The following is a 22029-nucleotide window of genomic DNA, read 5'->3' on the forward strand; positions in this document are numbered from 1 at the left end:
CCATATCCCGCGCGCCGCGTAGCGCTTCGCGGAGGTATCGATGACGAATCGCCCATTGCCGCACGCGCCGCTCTATTGGGGTCTCGCGGGCCTGATCCCCGGCCTGCTGTGCATCGCGCTCGCCTGGGGCGGCGCCGGCCGCGCCGGGCCGGGTGCGATCGCGGGGGCGCTGTACGCCGCACTGATCCTCTCCTTCCTCGGCGGGCTGTGGTGGATGGAGGCCTTGATGCGCGGCGATACGCGCGCCTGGCCCTATGGCGTGGCGGTGGTGCCGAGCCTGGCGGGATGGGCCGCGTTGCTGGCGAGCCTGGTCGGCGGCGCGCCGGTGTCGGTCGCGCTGGTCGTACTGGGTCTCGCGCTGCTGGCGACGCCGCTCGGCGATAGATGGACCGGATCGCTCGTCCGGGACATGCCCGGCTGGTGGCGGCTACGCCTTGTCCTCGCGTTCGGGCTGGGCGGCATGAGCCTGATCCTCGGCGGGGTCGCGTCGCTCTGAGGCTTCGGGGAGGCCGCGCGACTGCGCCTTGCGTCGTTTCAGGTTCTCGCGGAGCGCCGCCGCCAGCCGATCCGCGCGTTCGTCTTTTGCCATGCGTCCGGCATAATCCGAACAACAAGCGCTTGACAACGCCCGCCCGATCGTCTCTAGGCGCGCTTCCCGCGTCGAGACGCGAGTGCTGCCGTAGCTCAGTGGTAGAGCGCATCCTTGGTAAGGCTGAGGTCGTGAGTTCAATCCTCACCGGCAGCACCATTCTCCCCCGACCCTGAAAAGGGCGCCCGAACAATGGGTTGAGGGGACGATCCCGCAACTATCCCGCCCCCTTGCAATTCTTCGTTGGGAAAGTTGCGCCGGTTCGTTAGCTATCGTCGCATGAAATTCCGTTTTTCCTTCGGGGCGCAGGTGTTCGTCGGCATGGCCGTCGGCCTGCTGCTCGGGCTGTTCGCGCGGAGCCAGAATGTCGCGGGGCTGGCCGAAGCGTTGCGCATCATCGGCGAGAGCTTCGTCCAGTTGCTCAAGGTTCTGGTCGTGCCGCTGGTCTTCACCGCGATCGTCGCCTCGATCGCGGCGCTGCGCGACCTGAACAATGCCGCACGGCTGGTCGCGGCGACCTTCATCTGGTTCGCGATCACCGCGCTGATCGCGGTGACCATCGGGCTGACGCTCGGCACGCTGCTGCAACCCGGCCTCCATGCGGGCGTCGCGGCGGGCAGCGCGGTGCGGCCCGATACCGCCGGGTCGTGGCTCGACTTCCTGCGCGGGCTGATCCCGTCCAACATTCTCGGCCTGTCCGCCTCGACGAGCGCGGGGGACGGCGGGGCGCTCAAGACCGGGCTGTCGTTCAACATCCTCCAGATCATCGTCATGGCGGTCGCGATCGGCGTCGCGGCGGTGCGGGTGGGCGACAAGGGCGAAGGCTTCCTGTCGTTCAACGCCTCGGCGCTCGCCATCTTCCGACGCATCCTGTCCTGGGTGATCCGGCTGACCCCGATCGGCTCGGGCGCGCTGCTCGGCAATGCGATCGTGCGTTATGGGTGGCAGTCGCTGTCCGCGCTCGGCAGCTTCGCACTCGCCGTCTATATCGGGCTGGGCCTCGTCCTGTTCGTCGTCTATCCGTTGCTGCTGCTCGCCAACGGCTTGTCGCCCAAGCGTTTCTACGCCGCCGCCTGGCCGGCGATCCAGCTCGGCTTCGTCTCGCGCTCGTCGATCGCGACTTTGCCGGTCACCGAGGATGCGGTGGAGCGGCGGCTCGGCGTGCCGCGCGCCTATTCCGCCTTCGCCGTGCCCTTCGCGGCGACGACCAAGATGGACGGCTGCGCCGCCATCTACCCGGCGATCTCGGCGCTGTTCGTCGCGCAATATTACGGCCTGCCGCTGCATGTCGGCGACTATGTGCTGATCGTGCTGGTGTCGGTGCTGGGATCGGCGGCGACCGCCGGGCTGACCGGCGCGGTCGTCATGCTGACGCTGACCCTGTCGACGCTGGGCCTGCCACTGGAGGGCGCGGGGCTGCTGCTCGCGATCGATCCGATCCTCGACATGGGGCGGACCGCGATCAACGTGGCGGGTCAGGCGCTGGTGCCGACGATCGTCGCGCACCGGGCCGGATTGATCACCGACACGCCCGCCGTGGAACGCTTGCCGGACGTGCCGCAAACGGGGTAAATGCGGGCATGAGCTTGCGCGCGGTGTTCTGGTTGAGTAATACACGCGAGTGGCAGATCGCCGGAACCCCATAATGCGCCCCGACCCTTTCAATCCCGATCGCACCCCCATCGACCGCCCCTATGAGCCGGTGGGCGTCCACTATCCGCTCTACGATGCCGAGAGCCAGAGCTGGACCTTCGGCCCCGACGAGGAGGATGTCGGGCCGTCGACCCGGCGTCGGCCGATCCGCTGGGGCCGGTGGATCGCGCGCGGTGCCGGGGTCGGCATCATCCTGCTGGTCCTGGCGATCATCTGGCTGGCGATCACGGCGCCGTTGTCGCGCTCGCTCCAGCCGCCGACGCCGCCCTCGATCACGCTGACCGCCGACGACGGCACGCCGATCGCGCGGCGCGGCGCGATCATCGGCGCGCCGGTCGATGCCGCCAGGCTGCCCCCGCATGTGCGCGAGGCGTTCCTGGCGATCGAGGACCGCCGCTTCTACAGCCATTGGGGCGTCGACCCGCGCGGCATAGTGCGCGCCGCCTGGCACAATCTGGGATCGGGTGGCGTGCGCGAGGGCGGTTCGACCATCACCCAGCAGCTCGCCAAGAACGCCTTCCTCGATTCCGACCGGACGGCGGGGCGCAAGATCCGCGAGGCGATGATCGCCTTCTGGCTGGAGGCGTGGCTGTCCAAGGACGAGATCCTCTCGCGCTACCTGTCCAACGTCTATTTCGGCGATAATGTGTACGGCATCACCGCCGCCTCCAAACATTATTTCGGGCGGACGCCCGCGACGCTGAACGTCGGCCAGGCGGCGATGCTGGCCGGGCTGGTCAAGGCGCCCTCGCGCCTCGCCCCCACCGGCAATCTGAAGGGCGCGCGCGCGCGGCAGGCGGTGGTCGTCGCTGCGATGGAGGATGCGGGCTTCCTGACCAAGCGCGAGGCCGATGCGGTCCAGCCGCAGCGCGTGCTCGCCACCCGGCCGGAGACCTTGCCATCGGGCACCTATTTCGCCGACTGGGTCCTGCCCGAAGCGCGCGACCAGGCGGGCGAGATCAAGACCGAAGCGACCGTCCAGACCACGCTCAACCCGCGTCTCCAGCGGATCGCCGAGCGCACGGTACGCAGCGCGGGCCTCAATCAGGCGCAGGTCGCGCTGGTCGCGATGCGCCCCGATGGCCGTGTCGTCGCGATGGTCGGCGGCAAGGATTATTCGAAGAGCCCGTTCAACCGCGCCACCCAGGCGCGGCGCCAGCCGGGATCGGCGTTCAAGCTGTTCGTCTATCTGGCGGCGCTGCGCTCCGGCATGACGCCCGATTCGACCATCGAGGACGAGCCCGTCGATATCGCCGGATGGAAGCCGCGCAACAGCGACGGCCGCTATCTGGGCACGATCACGCTGCGCCAGGCCTTTGCCCGATCGTCCAACGTCGCCGCCGCGCGGCTGACCCAGGCGGTCGGCGTCAAGTCGGTGATCAAGGCGGCACGCGACCTGGGCATCACCACGCCGATCGCCAACGAGGCGACGATCGGCCTCGGCACCTCGACCGTCAGCCTGCTCGAGCTGACCGCCGCCTATGCCGCCATCGCCAGCGAAAGCTATCCGGTGGCGCCGCATGGCCTGACCGAGGTGCGCGACAAGGGCTGGTATCAGTCGCTGACCAACCGCAAGACCGGCTTCTCCTCCGCCGTTCATGACGGGATGCTCGATCTCCTGTCCTCCTCGATCAAGACGGGGACGGGGCGGCAGGCGATGCTGACCGTCGATGCCTATGGCAAGACCGGCACGACGCAGGATTCGCGCGACGCGCTGTTCATGGGCTTCGCGCGCGATCTGGTGGTGGGCGTGTGGGTCGGCAATGACGACAACAAGCCCAATCCCGGCCTGTCGGGCGGCGGCGTCCCCGCGCGGATCTGGCGCGCCTTCATGCAGTCCGCGCTCGACATCCCGCCGGTCGCCGCGCCGGTGGTGCAGGAAGCGGTGGATCCCGACGCGCTCGCCAACGGGATGGACGAGGAAGTCATGCCGACCGACAGCGATCCGGTCGGCGCGATCATCCAGGGGCTGGGCATCGACGTGCGGACCGGCGACGACGGATCGATCACCGTCGGCCCCGGCCGCCGCCGTGGCGACCGCCCCGCGCTAGGCCCCGACGACCGCCGCCCACCCGACGAGCGGGATGGCGGCGAGGGCGAGGAATAGCGACGCCGCCACCCCCGCACAGGCTCGGGTCTTTCTCGAAGGTGCATGAGCGGTGTCGGCGATCCGAAGCCGGATCAACATTCCGATATGCCCCCTCATCCCTCTCCCCTCTATGAAGGGCAAGGGGAAAAGAAGCGCATGTCTGAATGTCGATAAGCCGCAGGCCCCGAATGCCGCCGGGGCTTGCCCTTCCCGCCCCTCACCCGCTAGACGGCCGGTCATTCGCAAGGACCCGGTGAAAATCCGGGTGGCTATTCCGGCCGCCGATCCGCCGGACAACAGAATGCATGGTTCCCGATACCGCCCGCCGCCCCGTCGGCGAGAGCGTTGTGCCATGTGCCTATTCTGGTATTTTCATGACTGTAGAAACCTATCGAACCCAATGGTTCTCGAGCATCGGCGAGGCGCGCCGTGACGTGCTCGCCGGGCTCGTCGTCGCGCTGGCGCTGATTCCCGAGGCGATCGGCTTTTCGATCATCTCCGGCGTCGATCCGCGCGTCGGGCTCTACGCTTCGGTCGCGATCGCGATCGTCATCTCGTTCCTGGGCGGGCGGCCCGCGATGATCTCCGCCGCGACCGCCGCCGTCGCGGTCGTCGTCACGCCGCTGGTTCGCGACCACGGCGTCGACTATCTGTTCGCCGCGACCATCCTGATGGGCGTCATCCAGATCGTCGCGGGGGTGCTGCGCCTCGACCTGGTCATGCAGTTCGTCTCGCGCTCGGTCATCACCGGCTTCGTCAACGCGCTCGCCATCCTGATCTTCATGGCGCAGCTGCCGCAACTGACCGGCGTCACCTGGCACAGCTATGCGTTGGTCGCCGCCGGGCTCGCCATCATCTATCTGCTGCCGCGCGTGACGAGGGCGGTGCCCTCCCCGCTGGTCGCGATCCTGGTGCTCGCGGCGATCAGCATCGCGATGGGCCTGCCGGTACGCACCGTCGGCGACATGGGCCGCCTGCCCGAGGGACTGCCCAGCCTCAGCCTGCCGCACATAACCCTGACGCTGGAGACGCTGCGCATCATCCTGCCCTATTCGCTGACCATGGCGGCCGTCGGCCTGCTCGAATCGCTGCTCACCGCGCAGATCGTCGACGACATGACCGACAGCGACAGCGACAAGCGTCGCGAATGCATGGGTCAGGGTGGCGCGAACATCGCCGCCGCGCTGGTCGGCGGCATGGGCGGGTGTGCGATGATCGGCCAGTCGGTGATCAACGTCACCTCTGGCGGGCGCAAGCGGCTGTCGACGCTGACCGCGGGCGTCGTGCTGCTGGTCCTGCTCGCCGGGCTCGGCCCCTTTGTCGGGCGGATCCCCATGCCCGCGCTCGTCGCGGTGATGATCATGGTGTCGATCGGGACGTTCAGCTGGAACTCGATCCCCAATCTCCGCCGCCATCCACCGACCTCCTCGGTGGTGATGCTGGTCACGGTGGCGGTGGTCGTCGCCACCCGCGACCTGGCACAGGGTGTCGCGGCGGGCGTGCTGCTGTCGGGCATCTTCTTCGCCGGAAAGGTCCGCCGCCTGTTCGCGGTCGAACGGATCGTCGACACCGGCATGGTACGCTACCGGGTGACGGGGCAGATCTTCTTCGCCTCGGTCGACCGCTTCACCCGCGCCTTCCAGTCCGAAGCCGGGCGCGCCGTCACGATCGACGTGTCGGCGGCGCATTTCTGGGATATCTCGGGCGTCGGTGCGCTCGACAAGATCGTCGCGCGGCTGCGTCGCGACCGGTCGACGGTGGAGGTGATCGGCTATAACCGGGCGAGCGCCGACCTGGTCGATCGCTTCGCGCTGCACGACAGGACGGGCGTCGAACTGGGCCTGGCGCCGCACTGACGCAGGCGCCCTGCCGCGATGGGGAAGCGGTGTTGACGCATGGCGCCGCCTCCCCCAAACGCCGGAGCCATGCGCTTCTTCTCGGACAACGCCGCCCGTATCCACCCCAAGGTGATGGAGGCCATCGCCGACGCCGACCGGATGGACACCGCCTATGACGGGGATCGCTGGTCGAAGGCGCTGGACGGGCGATTGTCCGAGTTGTTCGGCCATGATGTCGAGACGCTCTGGGTGCCGACCGGCACCGCCGCCAACTGCCTGGCGCTGGCCGCGCTTTGCCCGCCGCATGGCGGCGTGGTCTGCCACCGCGACTCGCATATCCAGAATGACGAGGGCGGCGCGCCGGAATTCTACACCCACGGCGCCAAGCTGATGCTCGCCGATGGCGCGGGGGCGAAGCTGACTCCCGCGACGATCCGCACGCTGGTCGACGCGATCGCCAACGATGTCCACCGGGTTCAGCCGCACGCGATCTCGATCACCAACGCCACCGAATATGGCCGCGTCTACAACCCCGACGAGGTCGCCGCGATCGGTGCGCTGGCCAAGGAGAAGGGGCTCGGCTTGCATATGGACGGCGCGCGCTTCGCCAATGCGGTGGCGCGGCTCGGCTGCACCCCCGCCGCGCTGACCTGGCAGGCGGGCATCGACGCGCTGTCCTTCGGCTTCGTCAAGAACGGGGCGATGAGCGCGGAGGCGCTGGTGTTCTTCAAGCCAGGCCTGGCCGACGTCACGCGCCGCCGCCGCAAGCGTGCGGGACTGCTGATGTCGAAGGGCCGCTATCTGGCCGCGCAGGTGCTGGCGATGGTCGAGGACGATCTGTGGATCGCCAATGCCGCGCTCGCCAATGCCTGTGCCGAGCGGCTGGCGGGCGCGGCGGCCGACCGGCTGGTCTACCCGGCCGAGGCGAACGAGGTGTTCCTTCGTGCGACCGCCGAAGAGGCGGCTCGGCTGCGTGCCCAGGGCTTCGACTTCTACGACTGGGCGGAGGGGGAGATCCGGCTGGTCACCGCCTGGGACAGCGACGGCCATGATGTCGCGCGCCTGGCCGACGCGATCGCCGCGCTGTGAGCGAGTTCGACACCGGCCCACGCTCGACCCGCGCCGCGATCCTCATCCCCTTCGCGATCGTCACGCTGATCTGGGGGTCCACTTGGCTGGTCATCCGCGACCAGATCTCGGTCGTCCCGGCCACCTGGTCGGTCAGCTATCGCTTCCTGATCGGCGGGCTCGCCATGGGGGCGTTCGCGCTGGCCAGACGGGAGAGTTTCCGCCTCGGCACCACCGGCTGGCTGTTCGCGGCCGGGATCGGGCTGTTCCAGTTCGTCCTCAACTTCAACTTCGTCTACCGGGCGGAGGCGTTCATCACCTCGGGCCTCGTCGCGGTCGTCTTCGCGATGCTGCTGATCCCCAATGCCGGATTCGCGCGGCTCTTCCTGGGGCAGCGTATGGGGCGGCAGTTGCTGGTCGGCTCGGGCATCGCGATGGCAGGCGCGGCGTTGCTGTTCGTGCACGAGGCGCGGGTCGATCCGGCGGGCCCCGCGCGCGCGCTGACCGGCATCGCGTTGACCATCGTGGCGATCCTGTCCGCCTCGACCGCCAACGTCATGCAGGCGACGAAGACCGCCAAGCGCTTCCCGATGCACGCCACGCTCAGCGTCGCGATGCTGATCGGGTCCGCGCTGGACGCGGTGATCGCCTACACGCTCAATGGCCCGCCCGTGTTCGAGATGCGGCTCGGCTATCTGCTCGGCATCTTCTATCTGGGGCTGTTCGCCTCGGCGCTCGCCTTCCCGCTCTATTACCGCGTGCTGCGCGCGATCGGGCCGGCCAAGGCGGCCTATTCCAGCGTCATCGTGCCGGTCATCGCGATGAGCCTGTCGACGGTGTTCGAGGGCTATCGCTGGTCGTTGCTGGCGGGTGCGGGGGCCGCGGTCACCGCGCTGGGGCTGGTCATCGCGCTCAAGGCGCGCAGGCCCAACCGGTAATCGGGATAGAGTGGGCGCCAGCCGAGCACCCGCTTCGCCTTGCCGTTCGCGACGCGCCTGTTCTCGGCGTAGAAGCCCCGCGCCGCGTCGGACAGGCTGTCCAGCGGCACCAGCGGCGGTGGTGCCAGACCCGCCAGTTCGGCGGCATAGGATACGACGGCGTCCTGGTCGCACGGGAAATCGTCGGCCAGGTTATACGCCCCGGCCGGGCCATCGAATCCGGCGATCACGCCCGAGACGATGTCGGCGATATGCACCCGGCTGAATACCTGTCCCGCCAGCCCGACCCGGTGCGCCTTGCCACCACGAACCCGGTCGATCGGCGAACGGCCGGGGCCATAGATGCCGGGCAGGCGGAATACCCGCGCGCCCATATCCTGCCAGTCCGCATCCGCCGTCGCCCGCGCGGCGCGCCGCCCGGAGCCGATCGGCGCGCTCTCGTCCACCCAGGCGCCACCGGTGTCGCCATAGACGCCGGTCGAGGACAGATAGCCCAGCCACGCATCCGACCGCACAAGATGCTCGCCATAGGTGACGAGCACCGGATCGACCCCGTCCTCCGGCGGCACCGAGGACAGGATATGCGTGGCGGAGCCGATCCGGGCCGTTACGTTTTCGCGGTCGTCGAAACGCAACGTGCCGCCGCGTCCGTCGCGGGTCGTCCCCGCCACGGACCAGCCGCGCCCTTCCAGAAGCGCGGCCAGGTGACCGGCGGCATAGCCCATGCCGAAGACGAAAAGACGACCCACCAAAGTCAAACCTCCGTTCGCACTGAGCGAAGTCGAAGTGCACGCGGTGAACGGCGTGCTTGGCCTTCGACTGCGCTCAGGCTGAACGGGCGGAGGGAGATTTGGCTGCCATGGATGACGCCGCCGCCCCTCACTTCGCCGCCATCGGCCCCTTGTAAAGCGTGCCGAAATAATCCCCCCTGTTCCACACAGGCCGGTCGGGCGAATCGGCGATTTCGCGGGCGATGGCGTAGTTGACGCTGACGAAGCGCGGCCCCTGGCTCCAGTCGATGCCCTGGTCGATCTCGTCGCCGACCTTGTGATAGCGGTGGCTCATGAAGTCCTCGACCGCCGCCTTGCCGGGGCCCTTCTGACCCGGCCAGAGGAAGACCGAGGGGATGCCCTTCTGTACGAAGCGGAAATGGTCGGAGCGGACGAAGATCCCCTCTTCGGGCATCGGATCGGGCGCGACCGGCAGGCCCATCGCCCCGACCGCCTTGCGCACGATCGGGCCCAGCGTCGAGCGATCGGCGCCGAACACCACCATATCCTCGAACTTGTAGGTCAGGATCGGCATGTCGAGATTGACGTCGGCGACGATCGACTTGAGCGGCACGGTCGGGTGGTTGGCGAAATAGTCGGAGCCGACCAGCCCCTTCTCCTCCGCCGTCACCGCCAGGAACATGACCGTACGCTTGGGCGGCGGAGCCGCCTTGAAGCGCTTGGCCTCCTCGATCAGGCTGGCGATGCCGATGGCGTTGTCGAGCGCGCCATTGTTGATCCGGTCGCCCTCGCCGCCGTCATTGGTGCCGATATGGTCGAGATGCGCCGACAGCACCACCACCTCGTCCTTCAACCTGGGGTCGCTGCCGGGAATGATGCCGATGACGTTGCTGCTGTCCATCGGCTTGAAGCTGGTCTTGGACGCGACCGTCAGCGAGCCCCTGGCCGCCAGCGGCTTGAAGCCCGGCTTCGCGCTCGCCGCCGCCTTGACGACCGCGTCCCAGCCCTTGCCGAACAGCTTGGCCGCGCCGGTTTGCGAAAGCGCGCCGAGCACCGGGGTGGTCGGCGTCATCGCATGGGCGGTGCCATCTGGGTTCGCCCAGGTCACGCGCGGCGCATTGTAATAGCGTGCGAGCGAAGCGAAGGGCCGCTGCCGCCCGCCCCCGCGCGGCATGTCGATCTGGATCGCGCCGACCGCACCCCGCGCCGCCGCCAGCGCGGCCTTGTTCGCCGCCGAACCGAAAAAGGCGCGCTCCTCACCGCCCAGTCCCGCGGGCGTGCCCGGCACGAAGGCGACGATCTTGCCGCGCACGTCGACGCCCTTGTAATCGGTCAGGCCATATTGCGCCGCGTCGATGCCATAGCCGACGAAGACCACCGGCGCGGACAGGCTGGTCTCCTTGGCATTGGGCACCGGCGATGGCACGAAATCCTCCCCGAAGACCAGCTCCTGCGGCTGGCCGCCAGCGGGCGTCCACATCGCGCTGCCCTTGTCGGCGACATTATAGGCGACGAGCGGGACGTTCTGGAGATAGCCGCCATTGTCGCCGCCGGGACGAAGCCCCGCCGCATAGAATTGCGCCGCAACATATTGCGCGGCGATGTCGTAATCGCGCGTCCCCGCCTCGCGCCCGGCCATCGCGTCGGAGGCGAGGAACATCACATGCGCCTTCATCGCGGCCTGATCCTCGGGCAGCGGGGCGGTGATGACGGCATTGCGCTCCGCCGGGCTGCGCTGGGGCGCCGCCTGTGCGGGTGCGGGGCTGGCGGCCTGATAGGCGGCATGATCATGGTCGTGCGCGACGGCGGCGGTGGACAGGAGGAACAGCGGCAGCAGAGCCGTCGAACGCGACATGCGGGACCTTTCGGAGATATGGTGTGACATAGGGGTATCACGCCTCCCGCCGCGATCAACCCCGGCTTGCGCGCCGCGCCCCGGATTTTCGTGGCTGGCCGGTGGTCGGAAGGGTCCGCCTTGGCTATATTCGCCCGATGGATAACCAGCGCAGCGCCGCCCAGCCCAGCATGACCCCCGCCACGATCCGGCGCGCGGACTATGCCCCGCCCGCCTGGGCGGTGCCGCACGTGGCGCTCGACTTCACGCTCGACGCCGCCGAAACGCGGGTCCGCGCCGCGTTGACCGTCGCGCGCGGCGGCACGCACGACGAACCGCTTCGGCTCGACGGCGCGGGGCAGACGCCACTGTCGGTCAGGGTGGACGGCGTCGCGGTCGACGACTGGCGGATCGAGGGCGAGCAACTGGTCGTGCCGCTGACCGGGGACTCGCACCTCGTCGAGACCGAGGTGGTCATCGCCCCCGATCGCAACACGCAATTGATGGGCCTCTATGCGTCGGGCGGCAATCTGTGCACCCAGTGCGAGGCGGAGGGCTTTCGCCGCATCACCTTCTTCCCCGACCGGCCCGACGTTCTGAGCATCTATCGCGTTCGGATGACGGCGGACCGGATTCGCTATCCCGTACTCCTCGCCAATGGCGATCCGGTCGCGCAAGGCGTTAACGACGACGGCACGCATTGGGCGGAGTGGCACGACCCATTTCCCAAGCCCAGCTATCTCTTCGCGCTGGTGGCGGGCGATCTGGCGGTCCGTGCCGCGACCTTCACGACGATGAGCGGGCGCGAGGTGAAGCTCGGCATCTGGGTTCGCGCCGCCGACCTGCCCAAGACCGACCATGCGCTCCACGCGCTCAAGCTGTCGATGGCGTGGGACGAGCGCGTCTATGGCCGCGAATATGATCTGGACGTGTTCAACATCGTCGCGGTCGACGATTTCAATTTCGGCGCGATGGAGAATAAGGGGCTGAACATCTTCAACAGCCGCTACATCCTGGCCGATCCCGATACCGCAACCGATTACGACTATGACGCGATCGCCGCCGTCGTCGCGCACGAATATTTCCACAACTGGTCCGGCAACCGGATCACCTGTCGCGACTGGTTCCAGCTTTCCCTGAAGGAAGGCTTCACCGTCTATCGCGACCAGTGTTTCTCCGCCGATCAGGGTTCGGCGGCGGTCAAGCGGATCGAGGATGTGCGCGGCCTGCGCGCCAGCCAGTTCCCGGAGGATTCGGGGCCGCTCGCCCATCCGGTCCGCCCGGAAAGCTATATCGAGATCAGCAATTTCTACACGGCGACCATCTACAACAAGGGCGCCGAGCTGATCCGCATGATGGCGACCATGCTGGGCCCGGTGAAATTCCGTGCCGCGACCGACCTGTATTTCAGCCGCTTCGACGGCACCGCCGCCACCTGCGAGGATTTCGTCGCCTGCATGGAGGAAGCGGGCGGTGTCGACCTGACCCAGTTCCGCCTCTGGTACAGCCAGGCGGGGACGCCGCGCGTCTCGGCAGGGCTCTCGCACGAACCGGGCGGCGGCCGCGCCACGCTGCGGCTGGCACAGCATGTCCCCGCCACGCCGGGACAGACCGTCAAACAGCCGATGCTGCTGCCGCTCAAGGTCCGGCTATTCGGGGCGGAAACCGGCCGACCCTTGACCGACGAGCGGCTGATCCTGCTCGACCAGGTGGCCGAGACGATCACCTTCGAGGCCATCACCGAGCGGCCCGTCCTGTCGATTAATCGCGGCTTTTCGGCGCCCGTGGTGATCGAGAGCGACCGGACGGCGGAGGATCTCGCTTTCCTGTCGGCGCATGACGACGATCCCTTCGCCCGGTACGAGGCGATGCAGCAGCTGATGCTCGATACGCTGGTCGCGGGCACGATCGACGGCACGGTGAAGGCCGATGCGGTGATCGCCGCGGTGGCGCGCACGCTGGAGGCCGACGGGCTCGAATATGCCTTCCTCGCCGAGGCGGTGCTGCTGCCCTCTGAAAATTTCATCGGCGATCAGCTGGTGACGGTCGATCCCGACGCGATCCATGCCGCGCGTGAGGCGCTTCGCCAGCGGCTCGGCCAGGCGCTCGAGCCGACCTGGCGGCGGCTTTATGCCGAGCTGGCGCAAGGGGCCTATACCTATTCGCCCGAGGCGAAGGGGAAGCGGCGGCTGCGCAACGTCGCGCTCGGCTATATCGCGGCGAGTGGCGCATCCGACGCCGCCGCGCTCGCCTTCGCCCAGTTCGAGGGGGCGGACAACATGACCGACCGACAGGCGGCGCTGACCACGCTGGTCAGTTCCGACGCGCCCGAGCGCGAGGTGGCGCTGGCGCAATTCCATGACCGCTATGCGGGTAATTCGCTCGTGCTCGACAAATGGTTCCAGACCCAGGCGCTGTCGTCGCGGGGGGACACCGGCGCGGTGGTCGCCCGGCTGGCCGAGCATCCGGACTTCACCCTCGCCAACCCCAACCGCGCCCGTGCGCTGATCGGTGCGTTCGGAATGAACCAGCGTGCGCTCAACGCCGCCGATGGTTCGGGTTATCGCTTCCTGGCGGATCAGCTCATCGCGCTCGACCGGCTGAACCCTCAGACCGCCGCCAAGCTGCTGCCGCCGCTGGGCCGCTGGCGCCGCTTCGACACCCGGCGCTCGCGGCTGATGTGCGCCGAACTGATCCGCATCGTCGGCACGCCGGGGCTGTCGAAGGACCTGTTCGAACAGGCGTCGAAAAGCATCGAATGACCATGATCCTCCCCTAGCCATGCTTGGGGAGGGGGACCGCCGCGAAGCGGTGGTGGAGGGGCATGGCCGCAAGGGCTGCCCTTGTGGAAAACCCCCTCCACCGCCCTGCGGGCGGCCCCCCTCCCCGTACCGGGGAGGATTATTTCGCCGTCAGGAATCCCTCCATCACGATCCAGCGGTAGAAGGCGTCGAACCAGCCCGTGCTGGTCGTCTTCTTCGGATACATGCCGAAGCCGTGCCCGCCCTGGCCATAGAGGTGGAACTCGACCGGCTTCTTCGCGGCCATCCAGCCGTCGATCAGGCCGAAGCCCTTGCCCGCGAACAGCGGATCGTCGGCGGCGATCGCGGCGAACATCGGCGGCGCGTCGGCGGGCACGGTCATCGGCTGGAGCGGGCCATAGATGTCGCCGATGAAGGCGGGCTTGGCCTGACCATCGAGCACCGTCGCGACGGTCAGCATCGCGCCCGCCGAAAAGCCGACCATGCCGATCCGGTTGGGGTCGACCTTCCATTCGGCCGCCCGCTTGCGCACCAGCGCGAAGGCGGCGCGCGAATCGGCGATCTGCGGCGCGAGGCCCTTCAGCGCCTCTTCCGGGCTGGGCCGGGCGGCGGGGCGCGCGACGCTGGAGAACATCGCGGCCATCGACTTCTCGAATTCGCCCATGTCGGCGGGCGTCTGGTTCAGCCGGTATTTGAGGACGAAGGCGGCGATGCCGCGATCGGCGAGCGCCTTGGCGACGTCCCAGCCCTCGTTCTGCATCGACAGGGTGCGGAAACCGCCGCCGGGGGCGACGATAACGGCGGCACCGGTCGCCTTGGACGGGTCCGGCAGGAACGGGGTCAGCGTCGCCTCGGTCACGTTGCGCGCGAAGACGCTGTTATACTGGCTGTGCCAGCTTTCCTTTGTCTTCGCGCCCGGCAAGGGGCCGGTATTCAGCGGAATGGCGGTCGGCTGCGCGGGTGTGGCGATCGGCGCCATCTTGTCGCTCTGCGCCAGAACTGGCGTCGCGACTGATAGCGCAAGCATGGCGGCCAGCGCATGGCGGGCCCAGCGGTTGGACTTCATATCCCCTCCTGTCCTCCGTGGGTTATGTCCCTACGGTCGGAGGCGGATGGTACGCGTCGGGGCGGTGGGCGCAAGTAGAATGTTAAGGCTAACAGTGACGAAAGCCCGACCAAAGCGAACGACAGCGCTATGCGAAGTACGACCCGTCAGAAATCGACGTTGTCGTAATGCGACGGCGGAGACACCAGCTCCATCCGCTCGGACAGCAAAGGGCGGAAGGAAGGGCGGCTCTTCAGTCCGCGATACCAGCGCGCGGTCTGATCATGCCCCTTCCAGTCGATCCCGCCCAGATAATCGGCGACCGAGATCTGCGCCGCCGCCGCCAGATCGGCCAGGCTCATCGTCGCGCCGCCCAGCCAGTTACGATGGTCGAGCAGATAGTCGGTATAGTCGAGATGCCCGACCGCCGCCTTCATCGCCTCGCGCAGTCCCTTGGCGTCGGGGCTGCCGACCCGGGCCACGCGCTTGACCATGCGCTCGTGGAGCAGCGGGCCGGTCACGTCCTGATAGAAATGGGTGTCGAACCACGTCACCAGCCGCCGGATCTCGGCACGGTTGACGGCGGTGCCGTTGATCATCGCCGACTTCTCGACGGTCTCCTCGAAATATTCCGAGATCGCCATCGAATCGACGAGCAACACGCCGCGCTCCTCATCGACCATCACCGGGGTCTGCCCGGCCGGGTTCATGTCGAGGAATTCGTCGCGTCGCTGCCAGGGCGATTCGCGGACCAACTCATAGCCCACGCCCTTCTCGCCCAGGAGCAGCCGGACCTTGCGCGAGAAGGGACAGAGCGGGAATTGATAGAGTTGCCACATGCCGCCCATCTAAGCGGCGCAGCGCCCTTGCGCCAACCCCGCCGCGAATGTTTTCAGCGCCTCCGCGCGGCGGGGCGGCGCAACCGTCGCCAGCCGAGCACCACACCGCTGATCGACAGGGTCAGGCCGGCGATCGACCAAAGCCACATCCAGGCCTGCCACAGCGGCGGTCGCGCGGTCAGCCACGGCCAGTCCCAGGTGTGGAGGAGCGCATAGGCCCAGCGATAGGCGCGCCGCACCCGGTCCTGCCGCTCGACCAGGGCGCCGCTCATCGGGTCGATATAGAGCCAGGTCCGCGCGGCATCGTCGAAGCGCAGGCGGAGGAGCGGCAGGCGGGCGGCGTCGGTCCAGTAGAAGTCCGGCGTTACCAGCGTCTCGCGGTCGACCAGCCGCCCGTCGGGAACCAAGGTCGCGGCGGCGCGATCGACCGTCGCGGGTCGGGCCGGGACCAGGCCTGCCTGTTCCAGCCAGCGCGGATGGGACGAGGCGCGGTCGATCGCGATCCGGCGAAGGCCCGCATCGCCGCTCCACTCGACGCTCCGCGCGTCCCGTGCGGTTCGGCGCACCCGATCGAGCATCCGGGGCTGGCCCGCCTGTCCGGCATAGGCACGCAACGCCGCTTCGGGCGCGGCACCACCCGCAAAGCCATGCCCCGGATCGACCGACAGCCAGCCGCTGACGATCCATGAGGTCAGCATCACCCCGCCCAGCAAGCCGCTGACATGATGCCAGAGCATCCATCCACGATAGGGCGTCACTCGCCCGTCCCGATAACGCCTTCCGCCAAGGCGCATCCGCAACAGGCCGATCCACAGCCCGGTCAGCGCGACCGCGATGCACGGCCCCGACAGCCAGATGACCGCTTGCCGCCATGCCTCGCGGTCGCGTCGAAGCAGGGTGGGATAGATCCAGTGCGGCACCGACCCCAGCCAGTTCCAGAGACGCTGTCGCCGGGTCGTCAGTTGGACCGGCTTGCCGGTGAGGCCCGAAACATACAGTTCGGTCCCGGCGGGATCGTCGAGCGTCGCCTTCCACAAGGGACGATGACGGTCAAAGCCGCCCGCGACGGTCCATTGGTCGTCGGCGATCCGCGCGACGCGTTCTGCCCTCGCCCCGGTGAAGCGGGCGGCCACGCGGCTCGCCAGCGCGGCGTCGACGGCGGTGGGCGCTATGCCCGTCGTCGCCGACAGGATATGGGTGCCGCCCTCCGCCTCCTCGATCCGCCAGACCGGGGCCCCATCGCGCATCTCCAGCGTGACGCGACGCGCGGCGCGGGTCGCGACGGGGGTCTGGCGCACGCGGCTCCAGTCGATCGGCTCCGCCCCCGACCAGCTCCGACCGGCCGACAGCGCGGGATAGGGGACGTAGAGCATCACCAGTCCGCTGGCGAACCACATCACGAAGAACAGGCAGGCGGCGATCCCCGCCCAGCGATGGGTGAGGAAGGCGAGCCGCAAGGCCGCCCTCCCCCAGCGTCGGTCAGAACGCCGCACGGAGCGCCACGTCCAGCGAGCGCGGGCGGCCCAATATCCATTGTCCGTCGCCATAAGCGGTGACCGCATAGGCCTTGTCGAACAGATTATAGAGCCGCGCGTCGACTGCCATGCGCGGAGTCAACGCATAGGAGAGGGTGGCATCGATCGTGGCGTATCCCGGAATGCGGAACGCATCGCCATTGTCCGAGAAGCGCCGTCCGACATAGCGCAACCCGGTCCGCGCCTGTATCCGGCCGGTCGCGTCCCAGCGTAGCCAGAGATTGGCGAGCGCCTCCGGCACGTCGGGGGGCGTCCGCCCGGCATAGTCCACGCCGCCCGAGCGGAAATCGTCGAACCGCGCGTCGAGCAGCGTGCCGTTCGCCTCGATCCCGAACCCCTGTGGCAGGTCGAGCGTCACCGCCGCCTCCACGCCTTGCGCCGAACGCTGGCCAACCTGCTCGACCGGGCTCGACACGGTACGCTGCGCCAGCAGGCCGGTCTTGACGATCCGATAGGCCGCCAGCGTCGCGGCGCCCCGCCCGTTCAGGAACGACAGCTTCGCCCCCGCCTCGATCTGGTTACCCCGCGCGTTGCTGAACGCCACCTGCCCCGTCGATACGGTGGTCAAGGTGCCCAGCGGGTCGACCCCGGTGGCATATTGGCCATAGAGCGACAGGGTCGGCCTGGGCTGATACACGACGCCCGCCCGCCAGGTCGCGTTGCGGAAGGTCTTTTCAAAGGCGAAGCTATCCCGACGCTCGCCCTCGGGATAGGCGATGGCCCAGCGACGGACCTGGTTCTCCTCATACCGGACACCCCCGACGACCGACCATTTCGGCCCCAGCGTCAGCCGGTCCTCGGCAAAGATCGCGAGCGCGGTGGTGCGGGTGCGATAGCGCGGCGCGATGCCTTGCGTATCCAGAAAGCGCCCCGGATCGAACGCGAAGGGATCGACCGCGTCGACCTGCTCGATCGATCCGAAGTCGTTCTGGTGCGTGAAGCGAACCAGATTGGCCTCCGCCCCGATGACCAGCGCATTGGCGATGCCGGGGGCGAGCGCCGTGCGCCAGGTCACGCTCGCCTGATCCCCCCATTGGGTCTGGTCGTGACGGATGCCGTAATTGCTGCTCCGCCGGATCGTGCCGGGCACCCCCGTCGAGCCATCGGCACATAGGCCGGCTGTCCCAACCCAGCAATAATTCTCCAGATTACGCCAGAAGCGGTCGCTGGTCAGATAATAGGCGATGTTCGACACGCTGATATCGGCACCGGGCGTCCAGTCGATCCGGACGGACGCGCGGTCGTCGCGAAACCGCATCCGCGCATCGGCGACATTATAGTTGCGATCGCGCACGCGCCGATCGAGCCGCCCGTCGATCAGCGGCGTTCCGAAATAGGTGATCGGTCGCTGGTCGCCATGATCGGCGCGCACGGTGACGGCCAGCCGCGACGACGGTGCCCAGCGGAGCGTCGCCGACAGTGCGACGCCGTCCGAATGCCCCCGATCGACATAGCCGTCCGACCGGCGATAGCTCGCATCGACGCGGTAGCCCAATGCCTCGCCCAGAGGCCCACCGATCCCGGCGGCGGCGCGCAGGCTGTCCTGCGAACCATAGCCGATCTCCGCCTGGCCATGGGTCTGCGCGGTCGGCTGGCGCATCACGACATTGACCGCGCCGCCCAGCGCACCCTGCCCGTAAAGTACCGAGGCGGGGCCGCTCAGCACGTCGATCCGCTCGACCATCCACGGATCGGTCGGGAAGGTGATCGTCCCCGCCGCGGGAAACAGCCGCACCCCGTCGATCAGTTGCAACACCGAGCCCTGTCCCGAAAATCCCCGCGCCGACAGCGCCGTGCCGCCATTGCCGGGATTGGCGACGCTCGCGATGCCAGGGGCGCGACTTTCCGCCTCGACGATCGACAGGTCGCCGCGCGCGCGGATCGTGTCGCCGTCGAGCGACACGATACTTGCAGGCGTCTCCAGCGGGGTCAGCCCCAATCGGCTGGCGGTGGCATTGGGCGTGTCGAGCGCCTGCTCCGCGCGCGCGCCGACGACCAGGATCGTGGCATCATCCCCCCGCTCCTCCAGCCTTTGTGCCGCCGCGTCGCCTGTCGCCAGGATGAGCGCGATACCGCCCCAAAGGGCATAGCCGCCCCGCGAGGGTCTTCCATAATCGAACATCGTGATAGCCTTCAGCGTCTCGTCGCGAACAAGCCGAGGCCTTCCGTTCCTTTTCGAACGGCCGGATGCCATGCGTACTGGACGCCTTTCCGCACTCGCCATGGCAAACCATGCGCCTCCGCCAACATTGGCGTCGCTCGTCGGAAAAGACCTTAGCCTCGGCCATCCCCTGGACCAGGCATGAGCGACCTGACGCCGGCAGGTCTCCTGGCTCACGGGTCGTCGCGGACCACGCGCCTTCCCAGGTTGCCCCAGTGGCTGGCCCGGCCTTCGCCGGTCCGTGCGTATCCGCTCACCGCTTACAGTTGCAGGGACAGCCCCGGATTCGGGCGTCGCCGCCCTCACCGCGTTCCCTTTTAATCCCCCTTGGCAGGGGAACCGGCGCGATCATTACCGGAATATTCCGGCGCCGTATCGGTAGGCGGCGGCGATACCGACCGTCAAGCGGGATGAGCATCGCGCCGAACCGCGCTATGACGCCGTGATGGCACGCAAGACCCGCTATCTGACCGCGACCATGGCCGATGGCTATGTGAAGACGATCGGCCCGACCGCCGCGCCCTTCACCCATTACTGGCGCATCGTCGCCGATCTGGGCGGCGGTCGCGCCGAGGTGTTCTGGGGCCACGCCAAGTCGCGCAAGGATGCCAAGGCCAATGATGCCGCCATGGCCGAGGCGATCCGTCAGCGTGGCTGGGTCGGCTATGCCTTCGAAATGGTCGAGCTGGTCGAAACCACCGAGCCGCCCGAGGACATATCGCCGCCCGGCGGCCGGGGACGCCGTCGCCGCTGACCGCCCCCCGGCGTCACGCGCCTACCGGCCGCGCTGGATTGCCGATCACCGTCACGCCCTTCGCCACGTCACGCGTCACGACGCTGCCCGCGCCGATGATCGCGTCGTCGGCGATCGTCACGCCGGGCAGGATCAGGGCACCGCCACCGATCCAGACATTGGCGCCGATGCGGATCGGGCGGCCATATTCCCAACCCTGGGCGCGCAAGGCGGGATCGCGCGGATGGTCGGCGGTCAGGATCTGCACGCCGGGACCGATCTGTGTCCCCGCCCCGATCTCGACCCGGACCACATCCAGGATCACACACCCGAAGTTCAGGAACACCCGCTCCGCCAGATGGATGTTATAGCCATAATCGCAATGGAAGGGCGGCCGAACCACCGTGTCCGCGCCGACCTGTCCCAGCCCCTGGGCCAACAGCCTATGTCGCGCGTCGGCATCCACCGCCCCCGCGTCATTATATCGCGCGATCCACGCGGCGGCGCGCGCCGCGTCGGCGCCCAACTCGGGATCGTCGGCGCGATAGGGTTCACCGGCGAGCATCCGCACCTTTTGCGACTTGTCACTCATGTGAGGTCGTGCAGCTCCTTGCCGAGCGGCGCGGTGATCCGCAGGTCCGAAAAGCGCACCTCAAGCCCCGCGCGCTCCGGCGTACAGGCCATCGGCCCGACACGATAGGCGCTCGCCACCGGAAAGGGTGCGAGGCGGACCAGCGGCCAATCGCGTCCATCCGCCGAGACCTGCAACCGCAACACGCCCCTGGCCACCGTCGCCCGCATCCAGAAATCGCCGGGATCGCCCGCATATGGCCCCGTCGCCCAGTCTGAGCGGCCATCGGTCAGCACGCTGCTCAACATCGCCTTGCCATCGGACAATTCGATCCCCGCCTTCACCCAGCGCCGCTCGTCGAGGCGAACCATGATTCCGGCCTGATCGTACAGCTTTTCGTAGCGCCCCCGGATGCGCAACTGCGCGGTAAAGGCGTCGCCGGTCGGAAAGCCCAGAAAATGCCCGCTATCGCGCGTGAAGCCATAATGGGTCTCCCGCCAGAAATCGGTTCCCTGATCGGTGACCAGCGTCAGCTCGCCATTCGGCTCGACCCGCCAGCGCTTCGGAGCGTTCGACCATCGCCCGTCGCTACGACCCATGATCGATGCCTGCGTATCGCTCCCCGGAAAGGCCCCGGCCATCGACGGCACACCGAGGGCGACCGCGCTTCCCAGGATCGTGCGTCGCGACGGATACGGATCGGCCATGGTCTTCACCCTATTTTGCGATAGGGCAGATCGCATACCCCATCCTCCCGATCCTATATGTACATATGTACACATGTTCGCAACGGAGTTTTCGCATGTCGGACGGACGCTCGCGTACCAATGATCCCGATCGGCGGCAGCGCATCGTGACCGCAACGCTCGACGTGATCGCCGAGCATGGCGTGGCGGGCACGACCCATCGTCGCATCGCCAGCGCTGCGGGCGTTCCACTGGGCTCGGTCACCTATTATTTCACCACGCTCGACGTGCTGCTGACCGCGGCCTTCACCGATCTCGCGCGGCAGAGTTCGGATGCTTTCCAGGCGCGACTGACGCAGGCGGAAAATCGGGTGGACGCGCGCGAGGCGATCGTCGACATCATCGCCGGTTCGGTCTGGGCCAAGCCGAGAACGCTGCTGCTCAGCTACGAACTCTACGCCTATGCCGCGCGCCATCCATCGGTATCGAGCGTGATGCAAGGCTGGATGAACGCCAGCCGCGCCGCGCTCGAACGCCATTTCGACCCACTGACCGCGCGCGCGCTCGACGCCCTGGTCGAAGGAATCGGCATCCATAACTCGATCGATCCGCATCCGCTGGACCGGGCCGCGATCGCGGACATCGTCCACCGCATCAGCAACGATGATGACGGCCCCCGCGCAACGGGCAGAGACGGATAAGTCCAATTCCCGGGAACCAGCCGTCATGTCGGCGCGCGAGCACGGTTCGCGACCGCCAAGCGTGTTCCCCCGCGCAGGCGGGGGCCCAGTGTGCGGAGCGGACGCCGCCGCGCCCCTCAGTCGAAGGCTCGGTATCGGACGGCTGGCGCGGTGTCTGGACGCGAAAAAGCCCGCCTTTGTGGGGCGGGCTGTGTGTGGTGTGGTTGCGGGGGCAGGATTTGAACCTGCGGCCTTCAGGTTATGAGCCTGACGAGCT

The 22029-nt window shown here is 68.1% G+C and carries 17 protein-coding genes, 1 tRNA gene, 1 riboswitch and 1 other annotated feature; of the genes, 10 read left to right on the forward strand and 8 right to left on the reverse strand.

Going from position 1 to position 22029, the window contains the following annotated elements; genetic code table 11:
• Positions 1-40 precede the first annotated feature (40 nt).
• The 7 genes from LRP66_RS11210 (at position 41) to LRP66_RS11240 (ending at position 8175) form a co-directional block, all read left to right on the forward strand.
• Positions 41-496, forward strand: coding sequence for a DUF3429 domain-containing protein (locus LRP66_RS11210; protein WP_230482684.1), 456 nt, complete (start codon positions 41-43; stop codon positions 494-496).
• 177 nt (positions 497-673) lie between these two features.
• A tRNA-Thr gene (locus LRP66_RS11215) sits at positions 674-748 on the forward strand.
• Positions 749-868: 120 nt separating this feature from the next.
• Complete coding sequence (locus LRP66_RS11220) at positions 869-2161, forward strand: dicarboxylate/amino acid:cation symporter (RefSeq protein WP_230482685.1); 1293 nt, start codon at positions 869-871, stop codon at positions 2159-2161.
• A 73-nt stretch (positions 2162-2234) separates the two neighbouring features.
• Positions 2235-4349, forward strand: coding sequence for a transglycosylase domain-containing protein (locus LRP66_RS11225; RefSeq protein WP_230482686.1), 2115 nt, complete (start codon positions 2235-2237; stop codon positions 4347-4349).
• A gap of 225 nt (positions 4350-4574) precedes the next feature.
• Positions 4575-4630, forward strand: a sequence feature (sul1 is cis-regulatory element that is thought to sense ions involved in sulfur or methionine metabolism; They are found in Alphaproteobacteria).
• A gap of 75 nt (positions 4631-4705) precedes the next feature.
• On the forward strand, positions 4706-6187 hold the full coding sequence (locus LRP66_RS11230) for a SulP family inorganic anion transporter (protein ID WP_230482687.1): 1482 nt from the start codon (positions 4706-4708) through the stop codon (positions 6185-6187).
• Positions 6188-6256: 69 nt separating this feature from the next.
• A complete protein-coding gene (locus LRP66_RS11235) occupies positions 6257-7258 on the forward strand; it encodes a threonine aldolase family protein (protein WP_230482688.1) in 1002 nt (333 codons plus the stop codon).
• Complete coding sequence (locus LRP66_RS11240) at positions 7255-8175, forward strand: DMT family transporter (RefSeq protein ID WP_230482689.1); 921 nt, start codon at positions 7255-7257, stop codon at positions 8173-8175. Before LRP66_RS11235 ends, LRP66_RS11240 begins: the two co-directional genes overlap by 4 nt.
• Here LRP66_RS11240 and LRP66_RS11245 read toward each other — a convergent pair.
• Entirely contained in the window at positions 8085-8924 is an 840-nt protein-coding gene (locus LRP66_RS11245) for an NAD(P)-dependent oxidoreductase (protein ID WP_230482690.1), read from the reverse strand. The two genes, LRP66_RS11240 and LRP66_RS11245, sit on opposite strands and share 91 nt — an antisense overlap.
• 130 nt (positions 8925-9054) lie before the next feature.
• Complete coding sequence (locus LRP66_RS11250) at positions 9055-10761, reverse strand: M28 family peptidase (RefSeq protein ID WP_230482691.1); 1707 nt, start codon at positions 10759-10761, stop codon at positions 9055-9057.
• A gap of 137 nt (positions 10762-10898) precedes the next feature.
• Here LRP66_RS11250 and pepN point away from each other — a divergent pair, with 137 nt between their 5' ends.
• Entirely contained in the window at positions 10899-13502 is a 2604-nt protein-coding gene (gene pepN / locus LRP66_RS11255) for an aminopeptidase N (protein ID WP_230482692.1), read from the forward strand.
• A gap of 139 nt (positions 13503-13641) precedes the next feature.
• Here the strand turns inward: pepN and LRP66_RS11260 are convergent, their stop codons facing one another.
• From LRP66_RS11260 to LRP66_RS11275, 4 genes are all read right to left on the reverse strand, one after another.
• Positions 13642-14568, reverse strand: a complete 927-nt coding sequence (locus LRP66_RS11260; protein WP_230482693.1) for an alpha/beta hydrolase — start codon at positions 14566-14568, stop codon at positions 13642-13644.
• Between the two features lie 146 nt (positions 14569-14714).
• Entirely contained in the window at positions 14715-15386 is a 672-nt protein-coding gene (locus LRP66_RS11265; RefSeq protein WP_230482694.1) for a glutathione S-transferase family protein, read from the reverse strand.
• Positions 15387-15439: 53 nt separating this feature from the next.
• Entirely contained in the window at positions 15440-16843 is a 1404-nt protein-coding gene (locus LRP66_RS11270; RefSeq protein ID WP_230482695.1) for a PepSY domain-containing protein, read from the reverse strand.
• 22 nt (positions 16844-16865) lie between these two features.
• On the reverse strand, positions 16866-19043 hold the full coding sequence (locus LRP66_RS11275; protein WP_230482696.1) for a TonB-dependent receptor: 2178 nt from the start codon (positions 19041-19043) through the stop codon (positions 16866-16868).
• Between the two features lie 180 nt (positions 19044-19223).
• Positions 19224-19441, reverse strand: a riboswitch (cobalamin riboswitch).
• Between the two features lie 86 nt (positions 19442-19527).
• Here LRP66_RS11275 and LRP66_RS11280 point away from each other — a divergent pair.
• Positions 19528-19836, forward strand: coding sequence for a hypothetical protein (locus tag LRP66_RS11280; RefSeq protein ID WP_230482697.1), 309 nt, complete (start codon positions 19528-19530; stop codon positions 19834-19836).
• Between the two features lie 13 nt (positions 19837-19849).
• Here the strand turns inward: LRP66_RS11280 and LRP66_RS11285 are convergent, their stop codons facing one another.
• Positions 19850-20407 carry a sugar O-acetyltransferase gene (locus LRP66_RS11285; RefSeq protein WP_230482698.1) on the reverse strand — a complete coding sequence of 186 codons (558 nt, stop codon included), beginning with the start codon at positions 20405-20407 and terminating at the stop codon, positions 19850-19852.
• Positions 20404-21093, reverse strand: coding sequence for a DUF1349 domain-containing protein (locus LRP66_RS11290; RefSeq protein WP_230482699.1), 690 nt, complete (start codon positions 21091-21093; stop codon positions 20404-20406). The genes LRP66_RS11285 and LRP66_RS11290 overlap by 4 nt, the downstream gene beginning before the upstream one ends.
• A gap of 95 nt (positions 21094-21188) precedes the next feature.
• Here LRP66_RS11290 and LRP66_RS11295 point away from each other — a divergent pair, with 95 nt between their 5' ends.
• Entirely contained in the window at positions 21189-21773 is a 585-nt protein-coding gene (locus LRP66_RS11295; protein ID WP_230482700.1) for a TetR/AcrR family transcriptional regulator, read from the forward strand.
• The last annotated feature ends 256 nt before the right edge of the window (positions 21774-22029 follow it).

The sequence above is a fragment of the Sphingomonas sp. Leaf21 genome (assembly GCF_916858675.1).
In the GTDB taxonomy this organism is placed as follows: domain Bacteria; phylum Pseudomonadota; class Alphaproteobacteria; order Sphingomonadales; family Sphingomonadaceae; genus Sphingomonas.